Origin of the sequence: Streptomyces sp. LUP30 (assembly GCF_001746365.1) — a bacterium.
Taxonomy (GTDB): Bacteria; Actinomycetota; Actinomycetes; order Streptomycetales; family Streptomycetaceae; genus Streptomyces.
Window position 1 is genome coordinate 43,350 of sequence record NZ_MJAJ01000003.1, and the last position, 26,276, is coordinate 69,625.

The window sequence follows — 26,276 nt, forward strand, 5'->3', positions numbered from 1 at the left end:
GGTCCCGCCTACGCGGTCACCGGAAGGCCCGCCGCCTTCCATGCCTGGAAACCGCCGACCAGGTCGGTGGCCCGGCGCAGCCCCAGCTGGTGCAGTGAGGCCGCGGCCAGGCTCGACGCGTAGCCCTCGTTGCAGATCACGATCGCGCGCACGTCGTGGCTCGTGGCCTCGGGGAGCCGGTGGCTGCCCCGGGGGTCCAGACGCCACTCCAGTTCGTTGCGCTCGACGACCAGCGCGCCGGGGATCAGGCCGTCCCGCTCCCGCAGGGCCGCGTAACGGATGTCGACGAGCAGCGCCTCGCCCGCGCGTGCCGCCTCGTAGGCCTCCCGAGCCTCCACGCGCGCGTACCCGGAACGGACTCGTTCGAGCAACTCGTCTATGCCGAGCGGCAGTCGGTCGTCCGCCCCGCCGCGCGGTGGCTCGTCCCCGGGGATGTCCGCGCCGCTCACTGCCAGTCCTCGGGACGCTCGACCTGCTCCAGTCGCAGCACATGTCCGCTGCGGCTGTAGCGGCGGATGCCGGGCAGCGGCGGGTAGTAGGCGTGGACGGAGACGGCGTGCTCCTCGGCCGACTCGTTGAGCACCTCGTGGACGTGGTGCCGGCCGAAAGCGCGGCCGCGGCCGGCGGTGAGGGAGCGTTCCCGGTCGATGCCGTCGGCCAGTTCCAGGGTCTTCCAGCCGTCGGTGGGCAGCCGCGCGGCGAGCGAGTACTCCTTCAGCGCGCCCCGCGCGGTGAGGAAGGCGCCCTCCGAGTCGGCGTGGTCGTGCCAGCCGGTGCCCGTCCCGGGCGGCCAGCCGATCAGCCAGGCTTCGCTGCCGCCGGGGCCCTCCAGGCGCACCCAGGTGCGGCCCTCGGGGTCGAGCGGGAGCGAGGAGATCAGTTCGGCGTCGGCGGCCGTGCGCCGGACGAAGTCGAGGAGGTCCGCCTGGGTGGGCGCCGTGACGGAGGCGTCAGCGGCGACGGCGGACAGGGAGGGGGAGACAGACACGGGTACCGTCCTGTGAACGTTCGCGGGAGGCGCGCGGCGGGGCGCACGAGCGCGGATGCGCTACGGCGGGAGCACGCCGGCGGAAAGGGGGGGTGCGAATTCAGCAGGACGGGCGACACACGCAGCCCGCATAGCGGACGAGGTCCATATGGACCCTCCGCCACAGGCGCACATCGGTGTCGGTCACGATCCGGAGTACACCACGCCGGTGCACCCCGGTCAACTCACTGTCACGATGTGGACCTCACGGTGACTGCGCGTGCAGCCGCACGATCCATGCGAGGGCCGACCGAGGGCGACGACACCTGCGACCTGAGCCGCCAACGACCGGCGGCACCGCGACCTCCGCGCCGTCGGTCGGGGGCCCACGCGCGACGCGGCCCCCGACCGAGGGCGCGACGAGCGACGGGACCCGCGCGGGACGTCACTTGGCGGCGCTGCCCGCCGCGGCACCGGCAGCGGACGCCTCCTGAGGCCCCTCGGTCCCGTGAGTCGCCCGAGTCCCCTGCGCGCCCTGTGTGGACGCCGGACCGCCCAGGGCCGCCTCAGCCGCCGCGTACAGGTCGGCCGCGCGCACCCCGTTGAGCGCGGCGACCAGATGACCGTCGGGCCGGATCAGCAGGACGGTGTGGGCGGCCGCGCCCGGGTAGCTCTCCGCCACCAGCAGCTCGGCCGGGCTCGGCAGGGCCGTCACCGCTGCGGCCAGGCGCGGCATGATCCCGGCGCTCACCCAGTGGCGGCGCTCCCACACGCCCGTGCCCGGCGCGATCAGCAGGACGAGCAGCGCGCCCCGGCCGAGCCGGTCCCGCAGCTGTACGAACGAACCGTCCTCCGCCGTCACGCGGACGTCCTGGACCTGCGCCCCCGGGGCCGTGCCGACCGGAACCTCCGCCTCCAGGTGCCGGGGCGCGAGAGGCGACTCCTCGTAGCCGCCGGCCGCGCCCAGCGGTCCGCGTCCCAGGTGGCCGTCGGTGAGCAGCACGTCGTGGCCGCGGGCCGCGCCGGGCACGTACGCCCTTATGCCACCGCCGCCGCGCAGCAGCGGCAGCGCTTGGTCGGCGGCGCGCAGCCGGGCGGAGACGACCGCGCGCCGCTCCGCCTGGTAGCTGTCGAGCAGTGCCTCGCGCGGCCCGTGGTGCCAGGCCAGGGCGAGCTTCCAGGCCAGGTTGTCGGCGTCGCGCAGACCCTCGTCCAGACCCTGCGCGCCGAACGCGCCGAGCAGGTGCGCGGCGTCCCCGGCGAGGAAGACCCGCCCCACGCGCCAGCGGCGGGCCAGCCGGTGGTGCACGGTGTGGACGCCGGTGTCCAGCAGCTCGTAGGGGGGCGTGGAGCCCCCGCTCCAGCCGGCCAGGGTCTCGCGGATGCGCGCCACGAGCAGTTCGGGCGTGACGAGCTCCTTGCCCGGTGGCAGCAGCCAGTCGAGGCGCCAGACGCCGTCGGGCAGCGGCCGTCCGGTGACCTCCCCGGCGGAGGGGCCGGACGTCCGCCACGGCGGCGTCCGGTGGAGCAACGCCTCGTCGGCCCAGGGGAGTTCCACGCGCAGGGCGGCCACGGCGTGTCGCTCGACCGCGGTGCGGCCGGGGAAGCGGACGTCGAGGAGCTTGCGGACGGTGGAGCGCGGACCGTCGCAGCCGACCAGATGACTGCCGCGCCACCAGGTGCCCCGGGGGCCGCGGGTGTGGGCCGTGACGCCGGAGGCTTCCTGTTCGACGCCGTCCAGCCGGCTGTCCACGACGACCTTCACCAGCCGCTCGCCGTCCAGCGCGGCCCGCAGCGCGCCCGTCAGCACGTGCTGGGCGATGTGCAGCGGAGCCGGGTCGGCGGTGTGCAGGGGAGCGGGATCGGCCAAGTCGTCGAAAGTCACCTCGCGGATCACCTGCTTGCGCCGCATCGAGCGCCATCCGGCCCAACGGAGCCCGGCCCGGTCGAGGTCCGCTCCGGTCAGTCGCTGCACGAGAGCCGCGGTGTCCTCACGCAGCACGACGGTGCGCGCGAGACGCGGCTCGTCCTTGCCGGGGCCCTCGTCGAGCACGACGGACGGCACCTGCTGACGGGCCAGAGCCAGGGCGAGCGTGAGCCCCACCGGTCCGGCTCCGACGATGATCACCGGGTCCACGGCGTGCCGCCCCCTGCCTTCGACGGTGTCCTCGCGGGCTTGAGTGAACAACGGGTTGGAGCAGGGTGCACGATCACAGAACGTATGCAACCCATTGTCGTTGTTTGCGTCAAGCGACGGAAGGCAGTGGCGCGCACGCCACTGCCTTCCGTACCGGTCACCCTGCTTGAGTGGGCGTCAGATGCTGCCGCCGGCGCCGGTTCCGAAGGTGCCGCCGACCTCGGCCGCGTTCAGATCGTCGACCTTCTCCACGCCGAGCACCGCACCCGTGCCCTTCTTGCTCTGCCGCAGTCGGCGTTCCAGCCAGCTGGCGCAGCTGGTCAGGATGAAGTTCAGGACGATGAAGATGATCGCGACGACGATGAAGCTCGGGACGACGTTCGCGTAGTTGGCAGCGAGTGTGCCGCGGGAGTTGAGCAACTCGGCGAATCCGATCATCACTCCGCCGAGCGCGGTGTCCTTCACGATGACGACCAGCTGGCTGACGATCGCCGGGAGCATCGCGGTGACCGCCTGCGGGAGCAGGATGCTGCTCATCGTCTGGCCCTTGCGCAGACCGATGGCGTACGCCGCCTCCGTCTGCCCCCTGGGCAGGGAGAGGATGCCGGCCCTGACGACCTCGGCGAGGACGGCCGCGTTGTAGAGCACCAGTCCGGTGACGACAGCGTAGAGAGGCCGGTCAGCGCTGCCGACGTCGGTCGAGCGGGCGTAGAACTCGTTGGCGAACAGCATCAGCAGCAGCACCGGGATGGCCCGGAAGAACTCGACGACCGTGCCGGACACGCCGCGCACCCAGCGGTGGTCGGACAGCCGGGCGATGCCGAAGACCGCGCCCAGCGGAAGGGCGATGACCATGGCGAGCGACGCGGCCTTCAGCGTGTTGGCGAGGCCGGGCAGCAGGTACGTCGTCCATGCCTCGGACTCGACGAACGGCTTCCACAGCGCGGATTCGAGCTGGTCCTTGTCGTCCATCTTCTGCCACATCCACCACAGGAGCAGGGCGAGCAGGACGCTGAAGACCACCGAGAACAGGACGTTGCGCCGCTTGGCGCGAGGGCCGGGAGTGTCGTAGAGGACCGAGCTCATCGCTTCACCGCCAGTCGCTTGCTGAGCCAGCCCAGGATGAGGCCGGTGGGCAGGGTCAGTACCACGAACCCGAACGCGAAGACCGCGCCGATGAGCAGCGTCTGCGCCTCGTTCTCGATCATCGTCTTCATGAGGTAGGCGGCTTCGGCGACGCCGATGGCGGCCGCCACCGTGGTGTTCTTGGTCAGCGCGATCAACACGTTCGCCAGTGGCCCGATGACCGACCGGAACGCCTGCGGCAGCACGACGAGCCGAAGGGTCTGGCTGAAGCTCAGGCCGATGGCCCGGGCTGCCTCCGCCTGGCCCATGGGCACGGTGTTGATGCCGGAGCGGATCGCCTCGCAGACGAAGGCCGCGGTGTAGCCCACCAGCCCGAGCACGGCCAGCCGGAAACCCTGGACGTCGAAGTCGTCGCTCCCCATGGTCATGCCGAAGATGTCGGCGAGACCGAGCGAGCTGAACAGGATGATGACCGTCAGGGGGATGTTCCGGACGATGTTGACGTACACGGTGCCGAACCCGCGCATCAGCGGGACCGGGCTGACCCGCATGGCGGCCAACAGGGTGCCCCAGATCAGGGATCCCACGGCGGAGACGGCGGTGAGTTTCACCGTCATCCAGAACGCCCCTAGGACGTCGTAACCATCAAGAAAGTCGAACACGATCTCCCGCGCTTCCGGCTGGGTGGCGTATGGGAAGGGTGCGGTGCGCCGCCGCCGTGATCGCGACGGACGGCGGCGCACCGCAGGAACCCCGCAGGGTGGGCCGTGGCCCGGACTACTTGACGATGACGCCGATCTTCGGGGCGGGCTCGTTCTTGTACTCGGCCGGGCCGAAGTTGTCCTTGACGGCCTTGTCCCACGCGCCGTCCTTGACCATCTGCTCCAGCGCCTTGTTGATCTTGTCCACGGTCGCGGTGTCGCCCTTCTTGACGCCGATGCCGTAGTTCTCGTTGCTGAGCTTCAGGCCCGCGAGCTTGAACTTGCCCTTGTACTGCTCCTGCGACGCGAAGCCGGCGAGGATCGAGTCGTCGGTGGTGACCGCGTCCACGGCGCCGCTCTGCAGGCCGGCGATGCACTCCGAGTAGGAGCTCACCTCCTTGAGCTTCGCGTCCGGGGCGATCGACTTCTGCACGTTCTGCGCCGAGGTCGAGCCGGTCACGGAACACAGCTTCTTGCCGTTGAGGTCCGTGCCCTTGGAGATGTCCGAGTCGGACTTGATCAGCAGGTCCTGGTGGGCCAGCAGGTACGGGCCGGCGAAGTCGACCTTCTTCTTGCGCTCGTCGTTGATCGAGTAGGTGGCGGCGATGAACTTGACGTCACCGCGCGCGAGGGCGTTCTCACGGTCGGCGCTCTTGGTCTCGACGAACTCGATCTGGTCCGGCTTGTAGCCGAGCTGCTTGGCGACGTACGTGGCGACGTCCACGTCGAACCCGGCGAAGGACCCGTCGGGCTTCTTGAGGCCGAGGCCGGGCTGGTCGAACTTGATGCCGACCTTGATCTTGCCGCCGCCACCGCTGCCGGAGCCGCTCCCGGCGTCGTCCTTGTTGTCGCCGCCGCACGCGGTGGCGGTCAGGGCGAGGACGAGGGCTGCGGCCGAGGCGGCGGTGACCTTGCGAAGCTTCATGGAGAACGTCCTTAGAAGAGTGTTGAGGTACTGCGGGCGGTGCGGGGTCCGTCAGAGCTGCGGCTCAGTGGTGCAGGATCTTCGACAGGAAGTCCTTGGCACGGTCGCTGCGCGGATTGCTGAAGAACTGGTCGGGCGCAGCCTCTTCGACGATGCGTCCGTCCGCCATGAACACCACGCGGTTTGCAGCCGATCGTGCGAAACCCATCTCATGGGTGACGACGATCATCGTCATGCCGTCCCGGGCCAGCTGCTGCATGACCTCCAGGACCTCGTTGATCATCTCGGGGTCCAGGGCCGAGGTCGGCTCGTCGAAGAGCATGACCTTCGGGTCCATCGCCAGCGCGCGGGCGATGGCGACGCGCTGCTGCTGTCCGCCGGAGAGCTGCGCGGGGTACTTGTCCGCCTGGCTGCCCACACCGACCCGGTCGAGGAGGGCGCGTGCCTTCTCCTCGGCCTTCGCCTTGTCCACCTTGCGGACCTTGATCTGGCCGAGCATCACGTTCTCGAGCACGGTCTTGTGCGCGAACAGGTTGAACGACTGGAAGACCATGCCGACGTCGGCGCGCAGCCGGGCCAGCGCCTTGCCCTCCTCGGGCAGCGGCTTCCCGTCGATCGTGATCGCGCCTTCGTCGATCGTCTCCAGGCGGTTGATGGTGCGGCACAGCGTCGACTTCCCGGACCCGGAGGGGCCGATGACCACGACGACCTCTCCGCGGGCGATCGTCAGGTCGATGTCCTGGAGAACGTGCAACGCGCCGAAGTGCTTGTTGACGCTCTTCAGGACGACCAGGTCACCGCTCGTGACCGCGTCCTCTTTGGTCACCGATACTTCGGTCATCGCTCTGGGGCTCCGTCCTCCTCGGTTTCGCAGGACAGTAGTGACCCGCCGCGACCAGCGTCATTACATCTGAGGGGAATCTGAGCATCACGATCCGATAGCAATCGGACACATGTCGTAGCACTGGTGAGCTGCGGGCGTATCGGCCGGATAACGGAAGCCGCGTGCAACCGGAACTCGCTTGACTGCGTCCTCGTCCATCAGCGTGACTGCCATGATGCACACACGCGTGTGCCCGCATTTTTTCGTGCGTCGTGAAACCGCACACCTGTCGGAGTGAGTCGGACCGTATGCCCGAGGAACCGAACCGGAGGAGGCCGGGATGAGACTGCTGCTCGTCGAGGACGACAACCATGTCGCCGCCGCGCTGTCCGCGGTCCTCAAGAGGCACGGCTTCGACGTCACCCACGCGCGCAGCGGCGAGGAAGCCCTGCAGGCCCTCGTCCCGGAGGGGCCCGGCTTCGGGGTCGTCCTGCTCGATCTGGGCCTGCCCGACCAGGACGGGTACGAGGTCTGCGGCAAGATCCGCAAGCGCACCGCCACGCCGGTGATCATGGTGACGGCCCGTTCCGACGTGCGCTCGCGCATCCACGGCCTCAACATGGGCGCCGACGACTACGTGGTGAAGCCCTACGACACCGGGGAACTGCTCGCCCGCATCCACGCCGTCAGCCGTCGTACCGTCCACGAGGGCCCGGCAGCGGCCGGCGAGGACGCGCTGCGCATGGGTCCCGTGCACATCGAACTGCCCACCCGGCGCGTCACGGTGGACGGTGCGGTCGTCCAGCTGACCCGCAAGGAGTTCGACCTCCTGGCGCTGCTGGCCCAGCGTCCCGGCGTGGTCTTCCGCCGGGAGCAGATCATCAGCGAGGTGTGGCGCACCAGCTGGGAGGGGACCGGGCGCACCCTGGAGGTCCATGTGGCCTCGCTGCGCGCCAAGCTGCGCATGCCCGCGTTGATCGAGACCGTGCGCGGCGTGGGTTACCGGCTCGTCGCGCCGGCCGCGTAGCGGGGACCGCGGTTGCGTACTCGTCTCCTGCCGCTGCTCATCGTCCTGATGGCGGCCGTGCTGCTGGCCCTGGGGGTGCCGCTGGCGATCAGCGTGGCCGGCGCCCAGCAGCAGAAGGTGGTCGTCGACCGCATCGACGACACCGCGCGCTTCGCGGCGCTCGCCCAGTTCGTCACCGCCTCGCCGGGCGGCGGCGACTCCGCGTCGGCGTCCACGAACGAGCGGCGCGAGACGCTCGGTCGGGAGCTCGCCAGCTACTACGACGTCTACGGCATCCGTGCCGGTGTCTTCTACGGCACCGACACCCCCATGGCTCATGCCCCGCGGGACTGGTACCTCCCCGAAACCGGTGAGGTGCGCGACGCCTTCGACGAGGCGCTGCTCAGCCGGCGCAGCCACGACCCCCGGCAGGTGTGGCCGTGGCAGCGCAACCGGCTCGTCGTCGCGTCGCCGGTCATCCGGGACGGCGACGTCGTCGCGGTCGTCGTCACCGACTCGCCGACCGGGCCGATGCGGTCGCGGATCCTGCACGGCTGGCTGGTCGTCGGCGTCGGCGAGATCGCCGCGATGCTGCTGGCCATCGGCGCGGCCCTGCGGCTGACCGGGTGGGTGCTGCGGCCCGTGCGGGTCCTGGACGCCACCACCCACGAGATCGCGAGCGGCCGGCTGAAGTCCCGGGTCGCGGTGGGTGGCGGACCGCCGGAACTGCGGCGGCTGGCCGGGGCGTTCAACGAGATGGCGGACAACGTGGAGAACGTGCTGGAACAGCAGCGCGCCTTCGTCGCCGACGCCTCGCACCAACTGCGCAACCCGCTCGCCGCGCTGTTGCTGCGCATCGAACTGCTGGCCTACGAACTCCCCGAGGGCAACGAAGAGATCGCATCCGTCCAGAACGAGGGCAAGCGCCTGGCGCAGGTTCTGGACGACCTGCTGGACCTCGCCCTCGCCGAGCACACCGAGGCCCATCTGCGGGTCACCGACATCGGCGCACTGGCCGCCGAGCGGGTGGCCGCCTGGGCGCCCACCGCCGAGGCCAAGGGCGTCCGGCTCGTCGGTGACTGCCCGCCCACCACTGCGTGGGCGGACCCGGTGACGCTCTCCAGCGCCCTGGACGCCGTCATCGACAACGCGGTGAAGTTCACGCCGAAGGGTGAGAGCGTCGAGGTCGCCGTGGCGGCCGACGGCGACATCTCGACCGTCGTCGTCACCGACAACGGGCCAGGTCTCACCGACGAGGAACTCACGCGCGTGGGCGACCGTTTCTGGCGTAGCGGCCGGCACCAGAACGTCAAGGGCTCGGGATTGGGCCTGTCCATCTCCCGGGCTCTGCTCGCGGCCGGCGGCGGCTCCCTGACGTACGCCCACCACAAGCCGAGCGGACTGACGGCGACGGTCTCCGTGCCCCGGTCGGCGACGTCGTGATCACGCCCCCGGACCGCACGACTAGGGCTTGACGGAGCGGTAGTAGCGCCGGGCGCCCTCGTGCAGCTTGAGCGGGTCGGTGTAGATGGCGGTGCGCAGGTCGACCAACTGGGCGGAGTGCACGTGTGCGCCGATGCCGTCCCGGCTCCTGATCACGGTGCGGGTCAGCCACTCGGTGAGCCGGGGCGCCATGTCCGTGCGGGTGATGAGCAGGTTGGACACCGCGATCGTCGCCACGGTGGAGCCGTTCTGGATGGTGGGGTAGGCCGACTCCGGCATGTTCGTGGCCCGGTAGTAACCGGTGGAGTCGTCCTGGTCGTGCATCTGCGCGACGAGCTCGGAGCTGATCGGCACGAACCGGAAGGTGAAGGTGTCGGCCAGCTTCTCCAGTCCGGCGGTCGGCACCCCGCCGGACCAGAAGAAGGCGTCGATCTGGCCCCGCTTCAGCTTCTCGGGGCCGGTGTCGATGCCCTCCGATTCGGCCCTGATGTCCTTCGCCGGGTCCAGGCCCGCCGCCTTGAGCACGCGTTCCGCGATCAGGCGCACACCGGAGCGGGGCAGGCCGGTCGCCACGGTCTTGCCCCGGAGGTCCGCGATGGTGCGGATGGGCGAGTCGCGGGGCACCACGAGCTGGACGTAGTCGTCGTACAGCCGGGCCACTCCGCGCAGCTTCGCGGCGCCGCCGGGGTGCTGCGCCTCGTACGCCTGCACGGCGTCGGCCGCGGCGATGGTGAAGTCGGCGTCGCCCTTCGCCACGCGCTCGACGTTCTCCGGCGACCCGTTGCTGGTCGTCAGGTCCACGTCCAGATCGGGCATGTCCTTGGCGAGCGCGTCCCGCAGCTGGCTGCCGTACTCGTAGTAGACGCCGCTCGTCGTGCCCGTGCTGAAGGTGATCGAACCGCTCGGCGGCTCCTCGCCCAGGGGCAGCAGCCACCACAGCAGCAACCCCATGACGACGGCGACGACGGCGGCCGCGCCACCCAGGACGCCGCGCCTGCCGGGACGGGAGAACACCTTGGACATGCCCGCGATCCTGCCAGTCTTCACGAGGTGCTGACCAGGGCGGGACTCACAGGGCGGGGCGGACGGGCTTGTCAGTGGCCGTCGTTACAGTCGGTTCATGAGTTCCTCGCCCGCCGATCTGGTCCGTGAGTTCCACCGAGCCTTCGGGCTCGACGTCCGCGCCACCCCGACCGAGGTGTCGCCGCGTCTCGCCGCGCAGCGCGGAAGCCTGCTCGCCGAGGAGGCGGCCGAGGTCGCCGAGGTGTCGGTGAGCGGCCCGCTGGACCGGCTGGCGCACGAGCTGGCCGACGTCGTCTACGTCGCCTACGGCACGGCGCTGGTGCACGGGATCGACCTCGACGCGGTGCTCGCCGAGATCCACCGCTCCAACATGACCAAACTCGGCCCCGACGGCCAGGTCGCCCGCCGCGCCGACGGCAAGGTGCTCAAGGGCGCGCACTACCAGGCGCCCGACGTGTCCGCGGTGCTGCGTCGGCAGGGATGGACGTCCGACGGCGCCTGACCGGGCGGCCCGACCAGCGGACTGCCGAGGCCGCCCCGGGGCCGCTGGGGCTGCCGGGGCTGCCGAGGAGGTCGCGCGAGCTTCTCGGGGAGGGCTCCGGGGCGCGCACGCGGTCCTCCCGACCCGCCGTGTCGTACCGCCTCAGTCGCCCACCGGCGCCTGCGGTCGGGCCTCGACCGGCTGCTCCGGTACCGCGGTCCTCCCGCGAGGGTCCCGACGGCGCGTCCAGCGCGTCGCGAGCGGCTCCGTGAAGCGGGCGGTGAGGGGGCCCATCACGACCAGGATCAGCACGTACGCCGTGGCCAGCGGCCCGAGGGACGGCTCGATCCCGGCGGTGACCGCCAGACCGGCGATGACGATCGAGAACTCCCCGCGCGCGACCAGCGCGCCGCCGGCCCGCCAGCGTCCCTTGACCGAGATTCCGGCGCGTCGGGCCGCCCAGTAGCCGGTGGCGATCTTCGTCGCGGCGGTGACGGCGGCCAGGGCGAGGGCCGGCAGGAGGACGGGAGGAATGCTCGCCGGGTCGGTGTGCAGCCCGAAGAAGACGAAGAACACCGCGGCGAACAGGTCCCGCAGCGGGCTCAGCAGCGTGTGCGCGCCCTCGGCGACCTCCCCGGACAGCGCTATGCCCACCAGGAACGCCCCGACCGCCGCGGACACCTGCAACTGTTGTGCCACGCCGGCGACCAGGATCGTCAGCCCCAGCACGACCAGCAGCAGTTTCTCCGGGTCGTCGCTCGACACGAAGCGCGAGATGACCCGGCCGTAGCGCACCGCGGCGAACAGCACGAGACCCGCGACGCCCAGCGCGATCGCCAGGGTCACGCTGCCGGCCGCCAGCCCCGCCCCGGCCACCAGGGCGGTGACGATCGGCAGGTAGACGGCCATGGCCAGGTCCTCCAGCACCAGCACGCTGAGGATCACCGGCGTCTCCCGGTTGCCGACCCGCCCCAGATCGCCCAGCACCTTGGCGATCACCCCCGAGGACGAGATCCACGTGACGCCCGCCAGCACCACGGCCGCCACCGGCCCCCAGCCCAGCAGCAACGCGGCGGCGGCGCCCGGCAGGGCGTTGAGGGCGCAGTCGACGAGGCCGGACGGGTAATGGGCCTTGAGGTTGGAGACCAGATCGCTCGCCGTGTACTCCAGGCCGAGCATCAGCAGCAGCAGGATGACGCCGATCTCGGCGCCGGTGGCCACGAACTCCTCGCTCGCGCCGAGCGGCAGCAGCCCGCCCTCGCCGAAGGCCAGCCCGGCCAGCAGATAGAGCGGGATCGGCGAGAACCGGAACCGGGCCGCGAACCGGCCGAGCAGGCCGAGGCAGAGAATGATGGAACCGAACTCGATCAGCAGGACTGCGGAGTGCACCCGGTCACTCCCGACCGAGGATCGCCGCGGCCGCGTCGACGCCCTCGCGGGTGCCGACGACGATGAGCGTGTCACCGCCCGCGAGACGGAACTCCGGCGTCGGGGACGGTATCGCCTCGGCCCGCCGCAGCACCGCCACGATCGACGCGCCGGTCTCCGTGCGCATCCGGGTGTCGCCCAGCAGCCGCCCGTTCCAGCGGGAGGTCGCCGCCACCTCCACCCGCTCGGCGACCAGCCCCAGGTCCGTCGTGTACAGCAGGCTCGCGCTGTGGTGGGACGGCATCAGCGCGTCGATCACCGCGCCCGCCTCGGCGCCGGTCAGCCGCAGCGACTGTGCGCAGGAGTCGGGGTCGTCGGTCCGGTACACGTTCACGGTGCGGGCGCCGTCGCGGTGCGCCACGACCGACAGGTGGCGCTGCTCCCGCGTCACGAGGTCGTACTGGACTCCGATGCCTGGCAGCGGAGTCGTTCGCAGGCGTGGAGCAGGCACGTTTCTTCCCCTTGCTGGTCGTGGTCGCTGGTCGTGGTCGGTGGTTCCGTGACGTCTACCGACGAGTGCCCGGAGCCGCCATGCTGCCACCTGCCCGTACGGTGACGACATGGGTGTCGTGACGGATGGACAGGGCCGCCGGCCGACGGAGAGGCTGGTCACGGCGGTGCCATGGAGACCTCGCCGGGACGGTCCCGGCGACGTAGGAGGAGACAGCCGGGAAGACCGAGACGGGCGAGTCGGCCGGGACGGCCGAGAAGGCCCGGACAGACGACGCGGACGAGGCGGACGAGGCGGACGAGGCGGAGGAGGAGTCGCGCACATGTCGTTGTTCTGGCGGATCTTCGCCCTCGACGCCGTCGGCCTGGTCGTGGCGGCCGCGTTGCTCCTGGGCCCGGTGACCGTCTCCACGCCGATACTGCCGGGCGAGGTGCTCGTCGTGGTGGCCGGCCTGGCCGTGCTGCTGACCGTCAACGCGGTCGTGCTGCGCGTCGGCCTCGCGCCGCTGGGACGGCTGGGCCGGGCCATGGCCGACGCCGACCTGCTGCGCCCCGGGGCCCGCGCCGTCGTCTCGGGGCCGGTGGAGACGGCCGAGCTGATCACCACGTACAACGCCATGCTGGACCGGCTGGCGGCCGAGCGCGCCGCCAGCGCCGCCGGGGCGCTGTCCGCGCAGGAACGGGAGCGCCACCGCGTCGCCCGCGAGCTCCACGACGAGGTCGGCCAGACGCTCACCGCCGTGCTGCTCCAGCTCAAGCGCGTCGCCGACCGGGCCCCGAAGGACCTGCGCGAGGAACTGGGCCAGGCGCAGGAGGCCACCAGGGCCGGCCTGGACGAGATCCGGCGCATCGCCCGTCGGCTGCGCCCCGGTGTCCTCGACGAACTGGGCCTGCTCAGTGCGCTGCGCTCGCTGGCCGCCGAGTTCACCACCCACGGGCTGACGGTGCGCCACGATCTTCGCGCCGGGCTGCCGCCCCTGACCGAGGAGACGGAACTGGTGGTCTACCGCGTGGCTCAGGAGGCCCTCACCAACACCGCACGGCACTCGGGCGCCGACCGCGCCGAACTCCGTCTGAGCCCCGCCGCCGACGGCGTCGAACTCCTCGTACGGGACAACGGCACGGGCTTGGGCGCGCAGACCGGGGAGAGCGCCGGCATCCGCGGGATGCGCGAGCGAGCCCTGCTGATCGGCGCGGCCCTCAGCGTCACGTCGGGCGCGAACGGCAGCGGCGGGACGGACATACGGCTGCGGGCGGCCGCGGGCGCCGCCCCGGCGACCACCGCTCCGGCCTCCCCCGGAGGCCTCCGATGACCCACGCCACGCCCTCGCAGGCGCCGGCCCCACGGCCTGCGCCGTCCGCGCCGATCCGCGTCCTCCTCGCGGACGACCACACGCTCGTCCGCCGGGGAGTGCGGCTCATCCTGGACGGCGAGCCCGACCTGACGGTGGTCGCCGAGGCCGGCGACGGGGCCGAGGCGGTCGAACGCGCCCGGGAGGGGGACGTCGACCTGGCCGTCCTGGACGTGGCCATGCCTCGGATGACCGGGCTGCAGGCGGCGCGTGAACTCTCCCGGCGACTCCCGGATCTGCCCATCCTCATCCTGACGATGTACGACAACGAGCAGTACTTCTTCGAGGCCCTCAAGGCCGGGGCCGGGGGATACGTGCTGAAGTCGGTCGCCGACCGGGACCTGGTCGAAGCCTGTCACGCGGTCGTGCGCGACGAGCCGTTCATCTACCCCGGCGCGGAGCGGGCGCTCGTCCGCTCGTACCTGGACCGGCTGCACCGCGGCGACGACGTCGACGGCCTGCCCGAGCGGCCCATCACCGAGCGCGAGGAGGAGATCCTCAAGCTCGTGGCCGAAGGGCACACCTCCAGGGAGATCGGCGCGCTGCTCTTCATCAGCGCCAAGACGGTCGAACGGCACCGCGCCAACCTCCTGCACAAGCTCGGCATGCGCGACCGGCTGGAGCTCACCCGTTACGCGATCCGCGCCGGTCTCATCGACCCCTGAGCCCGCCGGGGCCCCGGGAGAGCGGGGGCGGCGGGCGTCCTCCGGCGAGCGCCTACCCTTGAGCCATGACCAGCAGCAGCGACCGGAGCCTCGCAGTGGACGTCCAAGCCCCCAAGAGCTACGAGATCCGCACTTACGGGTGCCAGATGAACGTCCACGACTCCGAGCGATTGTCCGGGCTGCTCGAAGAGGCCGGGTACGTGCGCGCCCCCGAAGGATCGGACGGCGACGCGGACGTCGTCGTCTTCAACACCTGCGCGGTGCGCGAGAACGCCGACAACCGGCTCTACGGCAACCTCGGCCGTCTCGCCCCGCGGAAGGCGACCCGGCCCGGGATGCAGATCGCGGTCGGCGGCTGCCTCGCGCAGAAGGACCGCGACACCATCGTGAAGCGGGCGCCCTGGGTGGACGTCGTCTTCGGCACGCACAACATCGGCAAGCTGCCGGTCCTGCTCGAACGCGCGCGCGTGCAGGAAGAGGCCCAGGTCGAGATCGCCGAGTCGCTGGAGGCCTTCCCCTCCACCCTGCCGACGCGGCGTGAGAGCGCCTACGCGGCCTGGGTGTCGATCTCCGTCGGCTGCAACAACACGTGCACGTTCTGCATCGTCCCGGCGCTGCGCGGCAAGGAGAAGGACCGCCGCACCGGCGACATCCTCGCCGAGATCGAGGCCCTGGTAGCCGAGGGAGTCAGCGAGATCACCCTGCTCGGCCAGAACGTCAACGCCTACGGCTCCGACATCGGCGACCGCGAGGCCTTCAGCAAGCTGCTCCGCGCGTGCGGCGCGATCGAGGGCCTGGAGCGCGTCCGCTTCACCTCCCCGCACCCGCGCGACTTCACCGACGACGTCATCGCCGCCATGGCCGAGACGCCCAACGTGATGCCGCAGCTGCACATGCCCATGCAGTCGGGCTCGGACACGGTCCTGAAGGCGATGCGCCGCTCCTACCGGCAGGAGCGCTACCTCGGGATCATCGAGAAGGTGCGCGCCGCCATCCCGCACGCGGCGATCACCACCGACATCATCGTGGGCTTCCCCGGCGAGACCGAGGAGGACTTCGACCAGACCCTGCACGCGGTCCGCGAGGCCCGCTTCGCGCAGGCGTTCACCTTCCAGTACTCCAAGCGCCCCGGCACCCCTGCCGCGACCATGGAGGAGCAGATCCCCAAGGAGGTCGTCCAGGCGCGTTACGAGCGTCTCGTCGCCCTGCAGGAGGAGATCTCCTGGGAGGAGAACAAGAAGCAGGTCGGCCGCACCCTGGAGCTGATGGTGGCCGAGGGCGAGGGCCGCAAGGACGGCGCCACGCACCGTCTGTCCGGTCGCGCCCCCGACAACCGTCTGGTGCACTTCACCAAGCCGGAGCAGCAGGTGCGCCCCGGCGACGTGGTGACGGTCGAGATCACGTATGCCGCCCCGCACCACCTCCTGGCCGAGGGCGCCGTCCTGGACGTGCGCCGCACGCGCGCGGGTGACGCCTGGGAGAAGCGCACCGCGGACCAGGCGGCCAAGCCGGCCGGCGTCCTGCTCGGTCTGCCCAAGATCGGCGTGCCCGCGCCGCTTCCGGTGGCCACGGGCAGCGGCTGCGGCTGCGACTGACGACGGAGCTCGCCTCGGCCGGTGACGCCCCGATGAGGGCGCACCGCCGAGGACGACCCGGCGGGGTGCCCGGGGGCACGCCCGCGGGGTTACCCTGCGGATCATGCTTGTCGCCGCCTCCGTCTGCCCCTGTCCGCCGCTGCTCGTGCCCGAGGTCGCCGCCGGCGCCGCGTCGGAACTGGACGCGGCGCGTACCGCCTGCTCCGACGCGCTGGCCGTGCTGGCGGCCGCCAGGCCGGACCGGCTCGTGGTCGTCGGGCCCGCCGAGAAGACCGGACGAGGCCTCCACCCCCACGGCGCGCGGGGTTCGTTCCGCGCCTTCGGAGTGGACGTCGGCGTACGCCTCGGCCACGGCGACGACACCGCGGCGGCCGCACCGGACGCGCCGCCCGCCCGCGATCTGCCGCCGTCCCTCGCCGTCGGCGCCTGGCTGCTGGAGCGGGCCGGATGGGCGGCCGCCCCGGTAGAGGGTCTCGGCGTCGGGGAACCGCTCGCGGCGGAGCGCTGCGTCGAGGTGGGCCGGGAGATCGGCGCGGCGCCGGGACGGGTCGCCCTGCTGGTGATGGGTGACGCGAGCGCGTGCCGGACGCTGAAGGCCCCCGGCTATCTCGACGAGCGCGCTGCCCCCTTCGACGCGGAGGTCGCCCGCGCGCTGGGCACGGCGGACGTGGCGGCGCTCAAGGCGCTGGACGCGCAGCTGGCGTATGAGCTCAAGGCCTGCGGCCGGGCGCCGTGGCAGGTGCTCGCGGGCGCCGCCGAGGACGCCGGGCTGACGGGCGCGCTGCTCTACGCGGACGCGCCGTACGGCGTGGGCTACGTGGTCGCGACCTGGACGTAGCCGCCCTGCGCCGCGGGGCGTGGTCCGGCCCCGGGCGTGGATCGGCGGACGGCCGCGAGCGTTCCCGCCGCGCGGCCGTCCGCCGATCCACGCCCGGTCAGGAAGCCGGTGGCGGCGGGGTCGGCGGGACGAAGGTGTCACCGCCTCCCGTCGAAGGCTCGTCCTTGTGCGCGAGCCGCTCCATGGCCCCCTTGGCCTTGTCGGTGCCCGTGTGGATCCTGTCGCTGTACTTGCCCTTGGTCTTCTCGTCGACGACCTTGGCGGCCTTGTCGAGGCCGTGATGCACCTTGCCCCCGTGCTGCTGTGCGAGGTCCGAGACCTTGCCCTTGGCCGGGGCGAGCCTGGCCTTCAAACTGTCCAAGAGACCCATGGGCCACCTTCCCTCGCGGGTGCGTTATGTACGGGCGCCCTCGTCGGCGGCCTCACTGTCGGCCGTCTCCTCGGGGGACTGCTGACGGGGGATGCCGACGCCGTCGGCACCGTCGTCGGAGGCGGCGACCGGCTCCTTCGCCGCCTCGCCGTGCGTTGCGGACGCGGCCTCGGTCGTCTCCTGCGAGTCCTCCGTGACCGTTTCCGCCTTGGCCACGTCCTCCGTCGCGTCGGCCGATGCCTCGTCGGCGGCGGTGGCCGCCTCCTCCGTCGCCGGCACCTCCACGGACTTCGACCTCCGGAAAAGTCGCGCCAAAACGCCCATGTCCACTCCATACGGTACTCGTGCGGGCGAAATCCCGCGTCGGCCGGTGCGTCCGTTCGTGCCACCGGGGGGTGCCGCCCTTGCGCAGGGCGACGGAAATCCCGCAACGGGGAACGACCCCGGGCCGACGCCGTCACGTAACTCGTTCGAGGCCGGGGGCGGGGTTTGCGAGACTGGTGCAGTGAGCAGCGCACCCCCCGCCCCCCGCGTCATCGCCGTCGTCGGACCGACCGCGGCCGGAAAGTCCGATCTGGGCGTTTTTCTGGCCCGGCGGCTCGGCGGCGAGGTCGTCAACGCCGACTCCATGCAGCTCTACCGAGGGATGGACATCGGCACCGCCAAACTGACGCCCGAGGAGCGCGCCGGAGTCCCGCACCACCTCCTGGACGTCTGGGACGTCACCGTCACCGCCTCCGTCGCCGAGTACCAGCGGCTGGCGCGCGAGCGGATCGACGCACTGCTCGCCGAGGGACGCTGGCCGGTCCTCGTCGGCGGCTCCGGTCTGTACGTCCGCGGCGCCGTCGACAACCTGGAGTTCCCCGGCACCGACCCCGAGGTGCGCGCCAGGCTGGAGGAGGAGCTCACGCTGCGCGGGTCGGGCGCGCTGCACGCCCGGCTGGCCGCCGCCGACCCCGAGGCCGCGCAGGCGATCCTGCCCGGCAACGGCCGCCGCATCGTCCGCGCCCTCGAAGTGATCGAGATCACCGGCAAGCCCTTCACCGCCAACCTGCCCGGCCATGACTCCGTCTACGACACCGTCCAGATCGGGGTCGACGTGGCGCGTCCCGAACTCGACGAGCGCATCGCCCGCCGCGTCGACCGGATGTGGGACGCGGGACTCGTGGACGAGGTCCGCGCGCTGGAGGCGCAGGGCCTGCGCGAAGGGCGCACGGCGTCCCGCGCGCTCGGATACCAGCAGATCCTCGCGGCCCTGGCCGGTGAGTGCACCGAGGGCGAGGCGCGCGCGGAGACCGTGCGTGCCACCAAGCGCTTCGCGCGCCGTCAGGATTCGTGGTTCAGGCGCGATCCGCGGGTGCACTGGTTGAGTGGGGCTGCGGCTGACGTCGCGGAACTTCCCGAGCTCGCGCTGGCGTTGGTCGAGCGACCGGTCACAGCCTGATCACGTCATGGCATCGGGACGCCCAGGCCGTCATCCGGGCCTCCGACGGCGTGCCATCATCGAGCTTCGATCGACCAAGTGGAGTCCGAGTTGGGAGGGCGCGTGGCGATGGAGGCCGGCCCTCGCGACACCGCACAAGGCACCGAGCACCGCATCACCGGCAGCGGTGAACCGGAGCCCGGTGAGTTCCGTCTGAGCCCGGACGGGCCGGACGAGGACGACACCCAGGGCGGTGTGACCGACGACGGTCCCGAGCCCGAGGAGATGTTCGCGAGCGGTCCCGAGGTCGAGGTCGAGCTGCGCCCGCAGCGTCGGCTGCGGATCTGGCAGCTCGCGCCCATCGTGGCCCTGGCCGCGATCGGCTCCCTGATGTTCGCCTTCCCGCTCGCCTTCGACTTCGGCGACAGCGGGGCCATGATCGCCATGCTGGGGCTGCTGATCTGCTCCTGCGCGGCCGGCTGGGGGATGATGGCCGCCCGCCGCGTCGGTTACACGTGGCCCGGCCTGCCCGCGCGCGGCTCCGGGCGCCGGCCCGACTGGCGGGTCGCCATCGCCTACGTCGTGATGGTCGCCGCGGTGGTGGCCCTGGCGGTCTGGCGGGTCGCCCGGCTCCGCTGAGCCGCCCGCACACGGGTGGCGGCCGGCTGCTCCGCGGCCCGGACCCGGTGTCGTGGCCACCCCGTACGATCGAGGGATGAGCACTCGGATCGCCTTCCTCAAGGGACACGGTACCGAGAACGACTTCGTGATCGTTCCGGACCCCGACAACGCCGTCGACCTCCCGCCGGCCGCCGTCGCCGCCCTGTGCGACCGACGCGCGGGCATCGGCGGTGACGGTCTGCTGCACGTCGTGCGGTCCGCCGCGCACCCCGAGGCGAAGGAGATGGCGGACCGGGCGGAGTGGTTCATGGACTACCGCAACGGCGACGGCTCCATCGCCGAGATGTGCGGCAACGGGGTCCGCGTCTTCGCCCGCTATCTCCAGCACGCCGGCCTCGTCTCCGAGGGCGATCTGACGGTCGCCACGCGCGCGGGCGTCAAGCGCGTGCACCTCGCCAAGGACGGCGACGTCACCGTCGGCATGGGCAGGGCGCTCCTCCCCGAGGGGGACGTCACGGTGAGCGTCGGCGAGCGCAGCTGGCCCGCGCGCAACGTCAACATGGGCAACCCGCACGCCGTCGCCTTCGTCGACGACCTCGCCCACGCGGGCGATCTGCACGCGCCGCCGCCCTTCAGCCCGGCCTCCGCCTACCCTGACGGGGTCAACGTGGAGTTCGTGGTGGACCGCGGCCCGCGCCACGTGGCCCTGCGTGTGCACGAGCGCGGGTCCGGCGAGACCCGTTCGTGCGGCACGGGCGCGTGCGCCGTCGCCGTGGCGGCCGCGCGCAGGGACGGCGCCGACCCGGCGCTCACCGGGACGCCGGCCACGTACACGGTCGACGTGCCGGGCGGACGCCTGGTGATCATCGAACTGCCGGACGGCGAGATCGAGATGACCGGCCCCGCAGTGATCGTCGCCACAGGGGAGATCGAGTCCGAGTGGCTGGAAACAGCCGGCCTCTGAGGTGAGCCGGACTTCATATCGGAGGCCGGGCCGCCCCGGAGGCGCGCATGATCAACCCCGATTGGCGGGCCGGGGGTTCGAATGCGCGACCGGCACCAGGACGGGTGGCTCAAAACCGTAAACCCGCCATCCGTCGCTCGAATGGGTGATCCGTTTCACGCTCGGCGAGAGGCGGTCGGTCCCGCGTGGTGGGCTCGGTAGCATCAAGCACCGGCCCGGACGGGGGACCGTTCACCAGTCCCCTGAGCCGTGTCCGCCCTGGGACACCCCGTCCGCCGGTCCACGCAGCCGGAGGTGCCCATGAGTGCGGAGGCCACGAACCCTGCGACCCCAGGCCCGGTAGCGCCGGCCACGCCCCGCAGGCGCAGCCGTCCCCGGATCGATCTGCGCCGCCTGGTCGGCGCCGCACTGCTCGGCCCCGCCTCCCGCGGCCGGCTCCCGGACGCGATCGGCCACGTCGTGGAGGTCCACCGCGCCCACCACCCCGACGCCGACCTCGAAACCCTGCGCCGCGCCTATGTCCTCGCCGAGTCCTCGCACCGCGGCCAGATGCGCAAGAGCGGCGAGCCCTACATCACCCACCCGCTCGCCGTGACCCTGATCCTCGCCGAACTCGGCGCGGAGACCACGACCCTGACCGCCTCGCTGCTCCACGACACCGTCGAGGACACCGATGTGACGCTCGACCAGGTCGGGGAGCAGTTCGGCGCCGAGGTGCGCTATCTCGTCGACGGCGTCACCAAGTTGGAGAAGGTCGACTACGGCGCGGCCGCCGAGCCCGAGACCTTCCGCAAGATGCTCGTCGCCACCGGCAACGACGTCCGCGTGATGTCGATCAAGCTCGCCGACCGGCTGCACAACATGCGCACCCTGGGCGTGATGCGCCCCGAGAAACAGGAGCGCATCGCCAAGGTCACCCGGGACGTCCTCATCCCGCTCGCCGAGCGTCTCGGCGTCCAGGCCCTCAAGACCGAGCTGGAAGACCTCGTCTTCGCGATCCTGCACCCCGAGGAGTACGAGCACACCCGCGAGCTCGTCGTCGAGAACGCGTCCCGCGCGTACGACCCCCTCGCGGAGTTCGCCGACACGATGCGAGCGATCCTGCGCGACGCCGGCATCCAGGCCGAAGTCCTCATCCGCCCCCGGCACTTCGTCTCCGTGCACCGCTTCTCCCGCAAGCGCGGCCGGATGCGCGGCTCCGACTTCGGCCGCCTGCTGGTGCTGGTGAACGAGGACGCCGACTGTTACGCCGTCCTGGGCGAGCTGCACACCTGTATGACGCCGGTGGTCTCGGAGTTCAAGGACTTCATCGCCGTCCCCAAGTTCAACCTGTACCAGTCGCTGCACACCGCGGTCGCCCGCGAGGACGGCCAGGTCGCCGAAGTCCTCATCCGCACCCACCAGATGCACAAGGTGGCGGAGGCCGGCGTCGTGGCGCTCGGCAATCCCTACCCGGCTCCCTCCGAGGAGCAGGCCCGGGAACGGGCCGCGGCGGCCGACGAGGAGCGTGTCGACCCGACGCGGCCCGGCTGGCTCTCCCGTCTCCTGGACTGGCAGGAGGCCGCGCCCGACCCGGACACCTTCTGGTCCACCCTGCGCGAGGACCTCGCGCAGGACCGAGAGATCACCGTCTTCCGCCCGGACGGCGGCACGCTCGGCCTGCCCGAGGGCGCGACCTGCGTCGACGCGGCGTACGCGCAGTACGGCGAGGACGCCCACGCCTGCATCGGCGCCCGGGTGAACGGCCGTCTGGCGACCCTCAGCACCGTTCTGCGGGACGGCGACACCGTCCAGCTCCTCATGGGCCAGGACCCGGCCTCGGAGCCGTCCAGGGAGTGGCTGGAGCACGCCCACACCCCGGCCGCCCGGATCGCCATCCAGCGATGGCTGGCGACGCACCCCGCCCCGGCCGAGCCGGAGGATCCCGCACCGGCGGGGGACCCGGAGGCCGCCAAGGCCGCCGAGGCGACCGCCCGGTCCGCGGCCGACCCCTTCGGAGCCGACGTGCCCGCCGAGCGCCCCGGAGCCGCCGTCACGGTGGTCGACCGGCCCGACGCCACCGTGCGGCTCGCCGGGTGCTGCACGCCCGTACCGCTCGACGACATCACCGGGTTCCTGGTGCGCGGGGGAGTGGTCACCGTGCACCGCGCGGAATGCGACGCCGTGGGGCGCATGGCGAGCGCGGGGCGCGAAGAGGCCGACGTGCGCTGGGGCGACACCACCGGCTGCCGGGTCACCCTGGTCGCCGAATCGTTCGGCCGGGCCCATCTGCTCGCCGACCTCACCGAGGCGATGGCCCTGGAAGGCGCCGAGATCGTCTCCGCGACCGTCGAGCCCCCGAGCCAGCAGCGAGTACGTCACAGGTACACCGTCCAGCTTCCCGACGCCGCCCACCTGCCGGCCCTCATGCGGGCCATGCGCAACGTGCCGGGCGTGTACGACGTGGACCGCGCGCAGCACCACGCGCAGACCTCGGCCGAACCGGCGTAGGGCACACCCCGCGCGCGGGGTGCGCGCGTCGCGGCGCCGTTCTCCCGAGTTCGCCCGGGTCGGCCCGGTTTCTCCTGGGCGTCCGCTCACGCGCGCGGGCGCCATCCGTTCGGGTGGGCCGGGAGCGCGTCGCCGACGCGGCCCGCGTCCGCGCTGGTAGCGGTGGTGCATGCTGCTCACCCCCCGCGTCCGGCTCAAGTCCGCGCTGCTCGCCTCGGCCGTCTCCGTCTGCCTCGTCGCCGCCAGTGCTCCGGCGGACCCGCTCGGCCTCGGCGACCGCCTCTTCCCGTACCTGGGCAACCCCGGGTACGACGTCGCCTCGTACGACCTGTCCTTCACCTATTCCGGCGTCAACAGCGAGCCGCTCAAGGCGGTCACCACCATCGACGCCTGGACCACGGCCGCCCTGGACCGGATCAACCTCGACTTCGCCCACGGCAAGGTCGACTCGGTCGAGGTCGACGGCGAGCCCGCCGCCTTCGCCGGAGCAGGCGACGACCTGGTGGTCACCCCGTCGAGGTCACTGCCCCCGGGCAGCTGGGTCCGGATCACCGTGCGGCACAGCAGTGATCCCGTGAGCGCCGACGACCGGGACGGCGGCTGGGTCAGGACCGCGGACGGCCTCGCCATGGCCAACCAGGCGGACGCCGCCCACCTGGTCTTCCCGTGCAACGACCACCCCTCCGACAAGGCGATGTTCACCATCCGGGTCACCGCACCCAACGACTACACGGCGGTCGCGGGCGGCCTGCCGGCCGGGGTCGAACGCGTCGGCGCGGCGACCACGTGGACCTATCGCACCCAGCACCCCATGGCGACCGAGCTCGCCCAGGTGTCGATCGGGCGTTCCACCGTCGTGCACCGCGAGGGACCGCACGCCCTCCCGGTGCGGGACGTCGTGCCCACCAAGGACCGCGAGGCCCTGGAGCCGTGGCTGAAGAAGACCCCCGAGCAGATCGCCTGGATGGAGAGCAAGGTCGGCCCCTACCCCTTCGAGACGTACGGCCTGCTCATGGCCGACGCCTCGACCGGGTTCGAGCTGGAGACCCAGACCCTGTCCCTCTTCGAGAAGGACCTCTTCACCGAGCCCGGCTACCCCAAGTGGTACGTCGAGTCGATCATGGTGCACGAGCTGTCCCACCAGTGGTTCGGCGACAGCGTCAGCCCGCGCAGCTGGTCCGACCTGTGGCTCAACGAGGGACACGCCACCTGGTACGAGGCGCTGTACGCGCAGGAGAAGGCGGGCCGCACCCTGGAGGCGCGGATGAAGGCCGCGTACGGCGCCTCCGACCGCTGGCGCGCCGCCGGAGGTCCCCCGGCGCTGCCCAAGGCGCCCCACCCGGGCCAGAAGATCAGCATCTTCCGGCCCAACGTCTACGACGGCGCGGCCCTCGTCCTGTACGCCCTGCGCCAGGAGATCGGCAGCCCCGCCTTCGAGCGTCTGGAACGGGCCTGGGTGCACAACCACCGCGACTCCACGGCGACCACGGCCGATTTCGAGCGCCTCGCCGAAGGGATCTCCGGCCGTGAGCTGAGCGGCTTCTTCAAGGCCTGGCTGTACGGCGAGAAGACGCCGGCGATGCCGGGTCACCCGGACTGGAAGCCCGCGCCGCCGGTCGCCAGGGCCGAGCCCAAGGCCGAACCGAAGGGCGCCTCCAAGGCCGGGCCGAAGACCCCGAAGCCGCAGCCGACGGCCGCGCGGGCGTCGGAATAAGACGATGACGAGACGGGCCGTACCGTGCGACCATCGTGCGGTCGGCGCGGCACGGTGCACGGGAATCTCCCGGGCTGATCGTGCGTTGTCCCTCATGAAGGCCGCCGAACCGGCATTCCCAACGACGTAAGGACCCAATGACCTCCTCTTCTTCCCCTTCCCAGGACACCCAGCGCATTGCGCACGCCTACCCCGAAGGTCTTCGGGCCGATGCCCTGATGGAAGAGGACGTCGCCTGGAGCCACGAGATCGACGGAGACCGGGACGGCGACCAGTTCGACCGCTCCGAGCGCGCGGCCCTGCGCCGCGTGGCGGGTCTCTCCACCGAGCTCGAGGACGTCACCGAGGTCGAGTACCGACAGCTCCGCCTGGAGCGCGTCGTGCTCGTCGGCGTCTGGACCACGGGAACCTCGCAGGACGCGGACAACTCCCTCGCGGAGCTCGCCGCCCTCGCGGAGACGGCGGGAGCGCTCGTGCTCGACGGCGTGATCCAGCGCCGTGACAAGCCCGACGCGGCCACCTACATCGGCTCCGGCAAGGCGAACGAACTCCGGGACATCGTCCTGGAGACCGGCGCCGACACCGTGATCTGCGACGGAGAGCTCAGCCCCGGCCAGCTCATCCACCTCGAGGACGTCGTCAAGGTCAAGGTCATCGACCGCACGGCCCTGATCCTCGACATCTTCGCCCAGCACGCCAAGTCCCGGGAGGGCAAGGCGCAGGTCGCGCTCGCGCAGATGCAGTACATGCTGCCGAGGCTGCGCGGCTGGGGTCAGTCGCTGTCCCGGCAGATGGGCGGCGGCAAGGGCGGCGGCCTCGCCACCCGTGGTCCCGGTGAGACCAAGATCGAGACGGACCGGCGTCGGATCCGCGAGAAGATGGCGAAGATGCGCCGGGAGATCGCGGAGATGAAGACCGGCCGCGAGATCAAGCGTCAGGAGCGCAAGCGCCACAAGGTGCCGTCCGTCGCCATCGCGGGCTACACCAACGCCGGCAAGTCGTCCCTGCTCAACCGCCTCACCGGTGCGGGCGTCCTGGTCGAGAACGCCCTGTTCGCGACCCTGGACCCGACCGTGCGCCGGGCGGAGACCCCGAGCGGCCGTCTGTACACGCTGGCCGACACCGTCGGTTTCGTCCGGCACCTGCCGCATCACCTGGTCGAGGCGTTCCGTTCCACCATGGAGGAGGTCGGCGAGTCCGACCTGATCCTCCACGTGGTGGACGGCTCGCATCCCGACCCGGAGGAGCAGCTGGCCGCCGTGCGCGAGGTCGTCCGGGACGTGGGCGCCACCGGCGTGCCCGAGATCGTCGTCATCAACAAGGCGGACGCGGCCGACCCGCTGACGCTTCAGCGGCTCATGCGGATCGAGAAGCGCTCCATCGCCGTCTCGGCCCGCACCGGCCAGGGCATCGACGAACTGCTCGCGCTGATCGACGACGAGCTGCCGCGGCCGTCGGTCGAGGTCGAGGCGCTCGTGCCCTACACCCACGGCGGCCTGGTCGCCCGTGCCCACACCGAGGGCGAGGTGATCTCCGAGGAGCACACCGCGGAGGGCACCCTGCTGAAGGCCCGGGTGCACGAGGAACTGGCGGCGGACCTCGCGCCGTACGTTCCGGCGCCGACCGCCTAGACCGCCGCGACCGGCCCGACCCGTCGTACGCCGAAGGCCCGTCCTCCGCTCACCGCGGAGGACGGGCCTTCGGCCTGTCCGGCTCACCGGCCGGAGTGCGTCACGTGCCTGCCGAGGAGCCGCTCCGGTGCGGGCGGACCGCC

26 protein-coding genes are annotated in these 26,276 nt (G+C 71.9%); 13 read left to right on the plus strand and 13 right to left on the minus strand.

The window, feature by feature from the left end:
* Positions 1–8: 8 nt before the first annotated feature.
* The 8 genes from BG482_RS03750 to BG482_RS03780 all read right to left on the minus strand — a co-directional run bounded on the left by BG482_RS03750 (position 9) and on the right by BG482_RS03780 (position 6,657).
* Positions 9–449, minus strand: a complete 441-nt coding sequence (locus BG482_RS03750) for a rhodanese-like domain-containing protein (protein ID WP_370745741.1) — start codon at positions 447–449, stop codon at positions 9–11.
* Positions 446–988 carry a cysteine dioxygenase gene (locus tag BG482_RS03755; RefSeq protein WP_069767396.1) on the minus strand — a complete coding sequence of 181 codons (543 nt, stop codon included), beginning with the start codon at positions 986–988 and terminating at the stop codon, positions 446–448. The genes BG482_RS03750 and BG482_RS03755 overlap by 4 nt, the downstream gene beginning before the upstream one ends.
* Before the next feature lie 100 nt (positions 989–1,088).
* Entirely contained in the window at positions 1,089–1,202 is a 114-nt protein-coding gene (locus BG482_RS46020) for a putative leader peptide (protein ID WP_348983243.1), read from the minus strand.
* Positions 1,203–1,412: 210 nt separating this feature from the next.
* Positions 1,413–3,104 (minus strand): FAD-dependent monooxygenase, encoded by a 1,692-nt coding sequence (locus BG482_RS03760; protein ID WP_069767397.1) that lies wholly within the window; start codon positions 3,102–3,104, stop codon positions 1,413–1,415.
* Between the two features lie 177 nt (positions 3,105–3,281).
* The gene (locus BG482_RS03765) at positions 3,282–4,190 is read right to left on the minus strand and encodes an amino acid ABC transporter permease (RefSeq protein WP_069767398.1); all 909 of its coding nucleotides are present in this window, start codon (positions 4,188–4,190) and stop codon (positions 3,282–3,284) included.
* The gene (locus tag BG482_RS03770) at positions 4,187–4,852 is read right to left on the minus strand and encodes an amino acid ABC transporter permease (RefSeq protein ID WP_069767399.1); all 666 of its coding nucleotides are present in this window, start codon (positions 4,850–4,852) and stop codon (positions 4,187–4,189) included. Before BG482_RS03770 ends, BG482_RS03765 begins: the two co-directional genes overlap by 4 nt.
* A gap of 115 nt (positions 4,853–4,967) precedes the next feature.
* Positions 4,968–5,816 (minus strand): glutamate ABC transporter substrate-binding protein, encoded by an 849-nt coding sequence (locus tag BG482_RS03775; RefSeq protein WP_069767400.1) that lies wholly within the window; start codon positions 5,814–5,816, stop codon positions 4,968–4,970.
* Positions 5,817–5,880: 64 nt separating this feature from the next.
* Entirely contained in the window at positions 5,881–6,657 is a 777-nt protein-coding gene (locus BG482_RS03780) for an amino acid ABC transporter ATP-binding protein (RefSeq protein ID WP_069767401.1), read from the minus strand.
* Between the two features lie 322 nt (positions 6,658–6,979).
* Between BG482_RS03780 and BG482_RS03785 the strand changes: the two genes are divergently transcribed.
* Both BG482_RS03785 and BG482_RS03790 read left to right on the plus strand, forming a co-directional pair.
* Positions 6,980–7,666, plus strand: a complete 687-nt coding sequence (locus tag BG482_RS03785; RefSeq protein WP_069767402.1) for a response regulator transcription factor — start codon at positions 6,980–6,982, stop codon at positions 7,664–7,666.
* 12 nt (positions 7,667–7,678) lie between these two features.
* Positions 7,679–9,088, plus strand: a complete 1,410-nt coding sequence (locus BG482_RS03790; RefSeq protein WP_069767403.1) for a HAMP domain-containing sensor histidine kinase — start codon at positions 7,679–7,681, stop codon at positions 9,086–9,088.
* 21 nt (positions 9,089–9,109) lie between these two features.
* Here the strand turns inward: BG482_RS03790 and BG482_RS03795 are convergent, their stop codons facing one another.
* A complete protein-coding gene (locus tag BG482_RS03795) occupies positions 9,110–10,111 on the minus strand; it encodes a TAXI family TRAP transporter solute-binding subunit (protein ID WP_069767404.1) in 1,002 nt (333 codons plus the stop codon).
* 97 nt (positions 10,112–10,208) lie between these two features.
* On the opposite strand from BG482_RS03795, the gene BG482_RS03800 reads away from it, so the two are divergent.
* Positions 10,209–10,613: a MazG nucleotide pyrophosphohydrolase domain-containing protein gene (locus BG482_RS03800; protein ID WP_069767405.1), complete on the plus strand. Its 405-nt coding sequence runs from the start codon at positions 10,209–10,211 to the stop codon at positions 10,611–10,613.
* Positions 10,614–10,754: 141 nt separating this feature from the next.
* Here BG482_RS03800 and BG482_RS03805 read toward each other — a convergent pair whose 3' ends face one another.
* Both BG482_RS03805 and BG482_RS03810 read right to left on the minus strand, forming a co-directional pair.
* Entirely contained in the window at positions 10,755–11,981 is a 1,227-nt protein-coding gene (locus BG482_RS03805; protein ID WP_069767406.1) for a cation:proton antiporter, read from the minus strand.
* Positions 11,982–11,985: 4 nt separating this feature from the next.
* Positions 11,986–12,471 (minus strand): cation:proton antiporter regulatory subunit, encoded by a 486-nt coding sequence (locus tag BG482_RS03810; RefSeq protein ID WP_069767407.1) that lies wholly within the window; start codon positions 12,469–12,471, stop codon positions 11,986–11,988.
* Between the two features lie 322 nt (positions 12,472–12,793).
* Here BG482_RS03810 and BG482_RS03815 point away from each other — a divergent pair, with 322 nt between their 5' ends.
* The 4 genes from BG482_RS03815 to BG482_RS03830 all read left to right on the plus strand — a co-directional run bounded on the left by BG482_RS03815 (position 12,794) and on the right by BG482_RS03830 (position 16,920).
* Positions 12,794–13,783 (plus strand): sensor histidine kinase, encoded by a 990-nt coding sequence (locus BG482_RS03815; protein WP_069767408.1) that lies wholly within the window; start codon positions 12,794–12,796, stop codon positions 13,781–13,783.
* Positions 13,780–14,487 (plus strand): response regulator transcription factor, encoded by a 708-nt coding sequence (locus BG482_RS03820; protein WP_069767409.1) that lies wholly within the window; start codon positions 13,780–13,782, stop codon positions 14,485–14,487. Before BG482_RS03815 ends, BG482_RS03820 begins: the two co-directional genes overlap by 4 nt.
* A gap of 65 nt (positions 14,488–14,552) precedes the next feature.
* Positions 14,553–16,082: a tRNA (N6-isopentenyl adenosine(37)-C2)-methylthiotransferase MiaB gene (gene miaB, locus BG482_RS03825; protein WP_176741303.1), complete on the plus strand. Its 1,530-nt coding sequence runs from the start codon at positions 14,553–14,555 to the stop codon at positions 16,080–16,082.
* 103 nt (positions 16,083–16,185) lie between these two features.
* Positions 16,186–16,920, plus strand: a complete 735-nt coding sequence (locus BG482_RS03830) for a class III extradiol dioxygenase subunit B-like domain-containing protein (protein ID WP_069767411.1) — start codon at positions 16,186–16,188, stop codon at positions 16,918–16,920.
* Positions 16,921–17,017: 97 nt separating this feature from the next.
* On the opposite strand, the gene BG482_RS03835 is transcribed toward BG482_RS03830, so the two are convergent.
* Positions 17,018–17,290, minus strand: coding sequence for an antitoxin (locus BG482_RS03835; protein ID WP_069767412.1), 273 nt, complete (start codon positions 17,288–17,290; stop codon positions 17,018–17,020).
* 24 nt (positions 17,291–17,314) lie between these two features.
* A complete protein-coding gene (locus tag BG482_RS03840; protein ID WP_079141562.1) occupies positions 17,315–17,614 on the minus strand; it encodes a hypothetical protein in 300 nt (99 codons plus the stop codon).
* 181 nt (positions 17,615–17,795) lie between these two features.
* On the opposite strand from BG482_RS03840, the gene miaA reads away from it, so the two are divergent.
* From miaA to hflX, 6 genes are all read left to right on the plus strand, one after another.
* Positions 17,796–18,734 (plus strand): tRNA (adenosine(37)-N6)-dimethylallyltransferase MiaA, encoded by a 939-nt coding sequence (gene miaA / locus BG482_RS03845; protein ID WP_069767413.1) that lies wholly within the window; start codon positions 17,796–17,798, stop codon positions 18,732–18,734.
* Positions 18,735–18,842: 108 nt separating this feature from the next.
* Entirely contained in the window at positions 18,843–19,352 is a 510-nt protein-coding gene (locus tag BG482_RS03850) for a hypothetical protein (protein WP_069767414.1), read from the plus strand.
* A gap of 76 nt (positions 19,353–19,428) precedes the next feature.
* Entirely contained in the window at positions 19,429–20,298 is an 870-nt protein-coding gene (dapF, locus tag BG482_RS03855) for a diaminopimelate epimerase (RefSeq protein ID WP_069767415.1), read from the plus strand.
* 300 nt (positions 20,299–20,598) lie between these two features.
* Positions 20,599–22,788 (plus strand): bifunctional (p)ppGpp synthetase/guanosine-3',5'-bis(diphosphate) 3'-pyrophosphohydrolase, encoded by a 2,190-nt coding sequence (locus tag BG482_RS03860; RefSeq protein ID WP_069767416.1) that lies wholly within the window; start codon positions 20,599–20,601, stop codon positions 22,786–22,788.
* Positions 22,789–22,957: 169 nt separating this feature from the next.
* Positions 22,958–24,502, plus strand: coding sequence for a M1 family metallopeptidase (locus tag BG482_RS03865; RefSeq protein ID WP_069767417.1), 1,545 nt, complete (start codon positions 22,958–22,960; stop codon positions 24,500–24,502).
* A 137-nt stretch (positions 24,503–24,639) separates the two neighbouring features.
* A complete protein-coding gene (gene hflX / locus BG482_RS03870; RefSeq protein ID WP_069767418.1) occupies positions 24,640–26,133 on the plus strand; it encodes a GTPase HflX in 1,494 nt (497 codons plus the stop codon).
* The last annotated feature ends 143 nt before the right edge of the window (positions 26,134–26,276 follow it).

Bases quoted from the DNA above. Each gene is read 5' to 3' on its own strand.
- BG482_RS03765 (WP_069767398.1), bottom strand. From the start codon at position 4,190: ATGAGCTCGGTCCTCTACGACACTCCCGGCCCTCGCGCCAAGCGGCGC.
- BG482_RS03775 (WP_069767400.1), bottom strand. From the start codon at position 5,816: ATGAAGCTTCGCAAGGTCACCGCCGCCTCGGCCGCAGCCCTCGTCCTC.
- BG482_RS03780 (WP_069767401.1), bottom strand. From the start codon at position 6,657: ATGACCGAAGTATCGGTGACCAAAGAGGACGCGGTCACGAGCGGTGAC.
- BG482_RS03785 (WP_069767402.1), top strand. From the start codon at position 6,980: ATGAGACTGCTGCTCGTCGAGGACGACAACCATGTCGCCGCCGCGCTG.
- BG482_RS03795 (WP_069767404.1), bottom strand. From the start codon at position 10,111: ATGTCCAAGGTGTTCTCCCGTCCCGGCAGGCGCGGCGTCCTGGGTGGC.
- BG482_RS03800 (WP_069767405.1), top strand. From the start codon at position 10,209: ATGAGTTCCTCGCCCGCCGATCTGGTCCGTGAGTTCCACCGAGCCTTC.
- BG482_RS03815 (WP_069767408.1), top strand. From the start codon at position 12,794: ATGTCGTTGTTCTGGCGGATCTTCGCCCTCGACGCCGTCGGCCTGGTC.
- BG482_RS03820 (WP_069767409.1), top strand. From the start codon at position 13,780: ATGACCCACGCCACGCCCTCGCAGGCGCCGGCCCCACGGCCTGCGCCG.
- miaB (WP_176741303.1), top strand. From the start codon at position 14,553: ATGACCAGCAGCAGCGACCGGAGCCTCGCAGTGGACGTCCAAGCCCCC.
- BG482_RS03830 (WP_069767411.1), top strand. From the start codon at position 16,186: ATGCTTGTCGCCGCCTCCGTCTGCCCCTGTCCGCCGCTGCTCGTGCCC.
- BG482_RS03835 (WP_069767412.1), bottom strand. From the start codon at position 17,290: ATGGGTCTCTTGGACAGTTTGAAGGCCAGGCTCGCCCCGGCCAAGGGC.
- BG482_RS03840 (WP_079141562.1), bottom strand. From the start codon at position 17,614: ATGGGCGTTTTGGCGCGACTTTTCCGGAGGTCGAAGTCCGTGGAGGTG.
- BG482_RS03850 (WP_069767414.1), top strand. From the start codon at position 18,843: ATGGAGGCCGGCCCTCGCGACACCGCACAAGGCACCGAGCACCGCATC.
- dapF (WP_069767415.1), top strand. From the start codon at position 19,429: ATGAGCACTCGGATCGCCTTCCTCAAGGGACACGGTACCGAGAACGAC.
- BG482_RS03860 (WP_069767416.1), top strand. From the start codon at position 20,599: ATGAGTGCGGAGGCCACGAACCCTGCGACCCCAGGCCCGGTAGCGCCG.
- BG482_RS03865 (WP_069767417.1), top strand. From the start codon at position 22,958: ATGCTGCTCACCCCCCGCGTCCGGCTCAAGTCCGCGCTGCTCGCCTCG.
- hflX (WP_069767418.1), top strand. From the start codon at position 24,640: ATGACCTCCTCTTCTTCCCCTTCCCAGGACACCCAGCGCATTGCGCAC.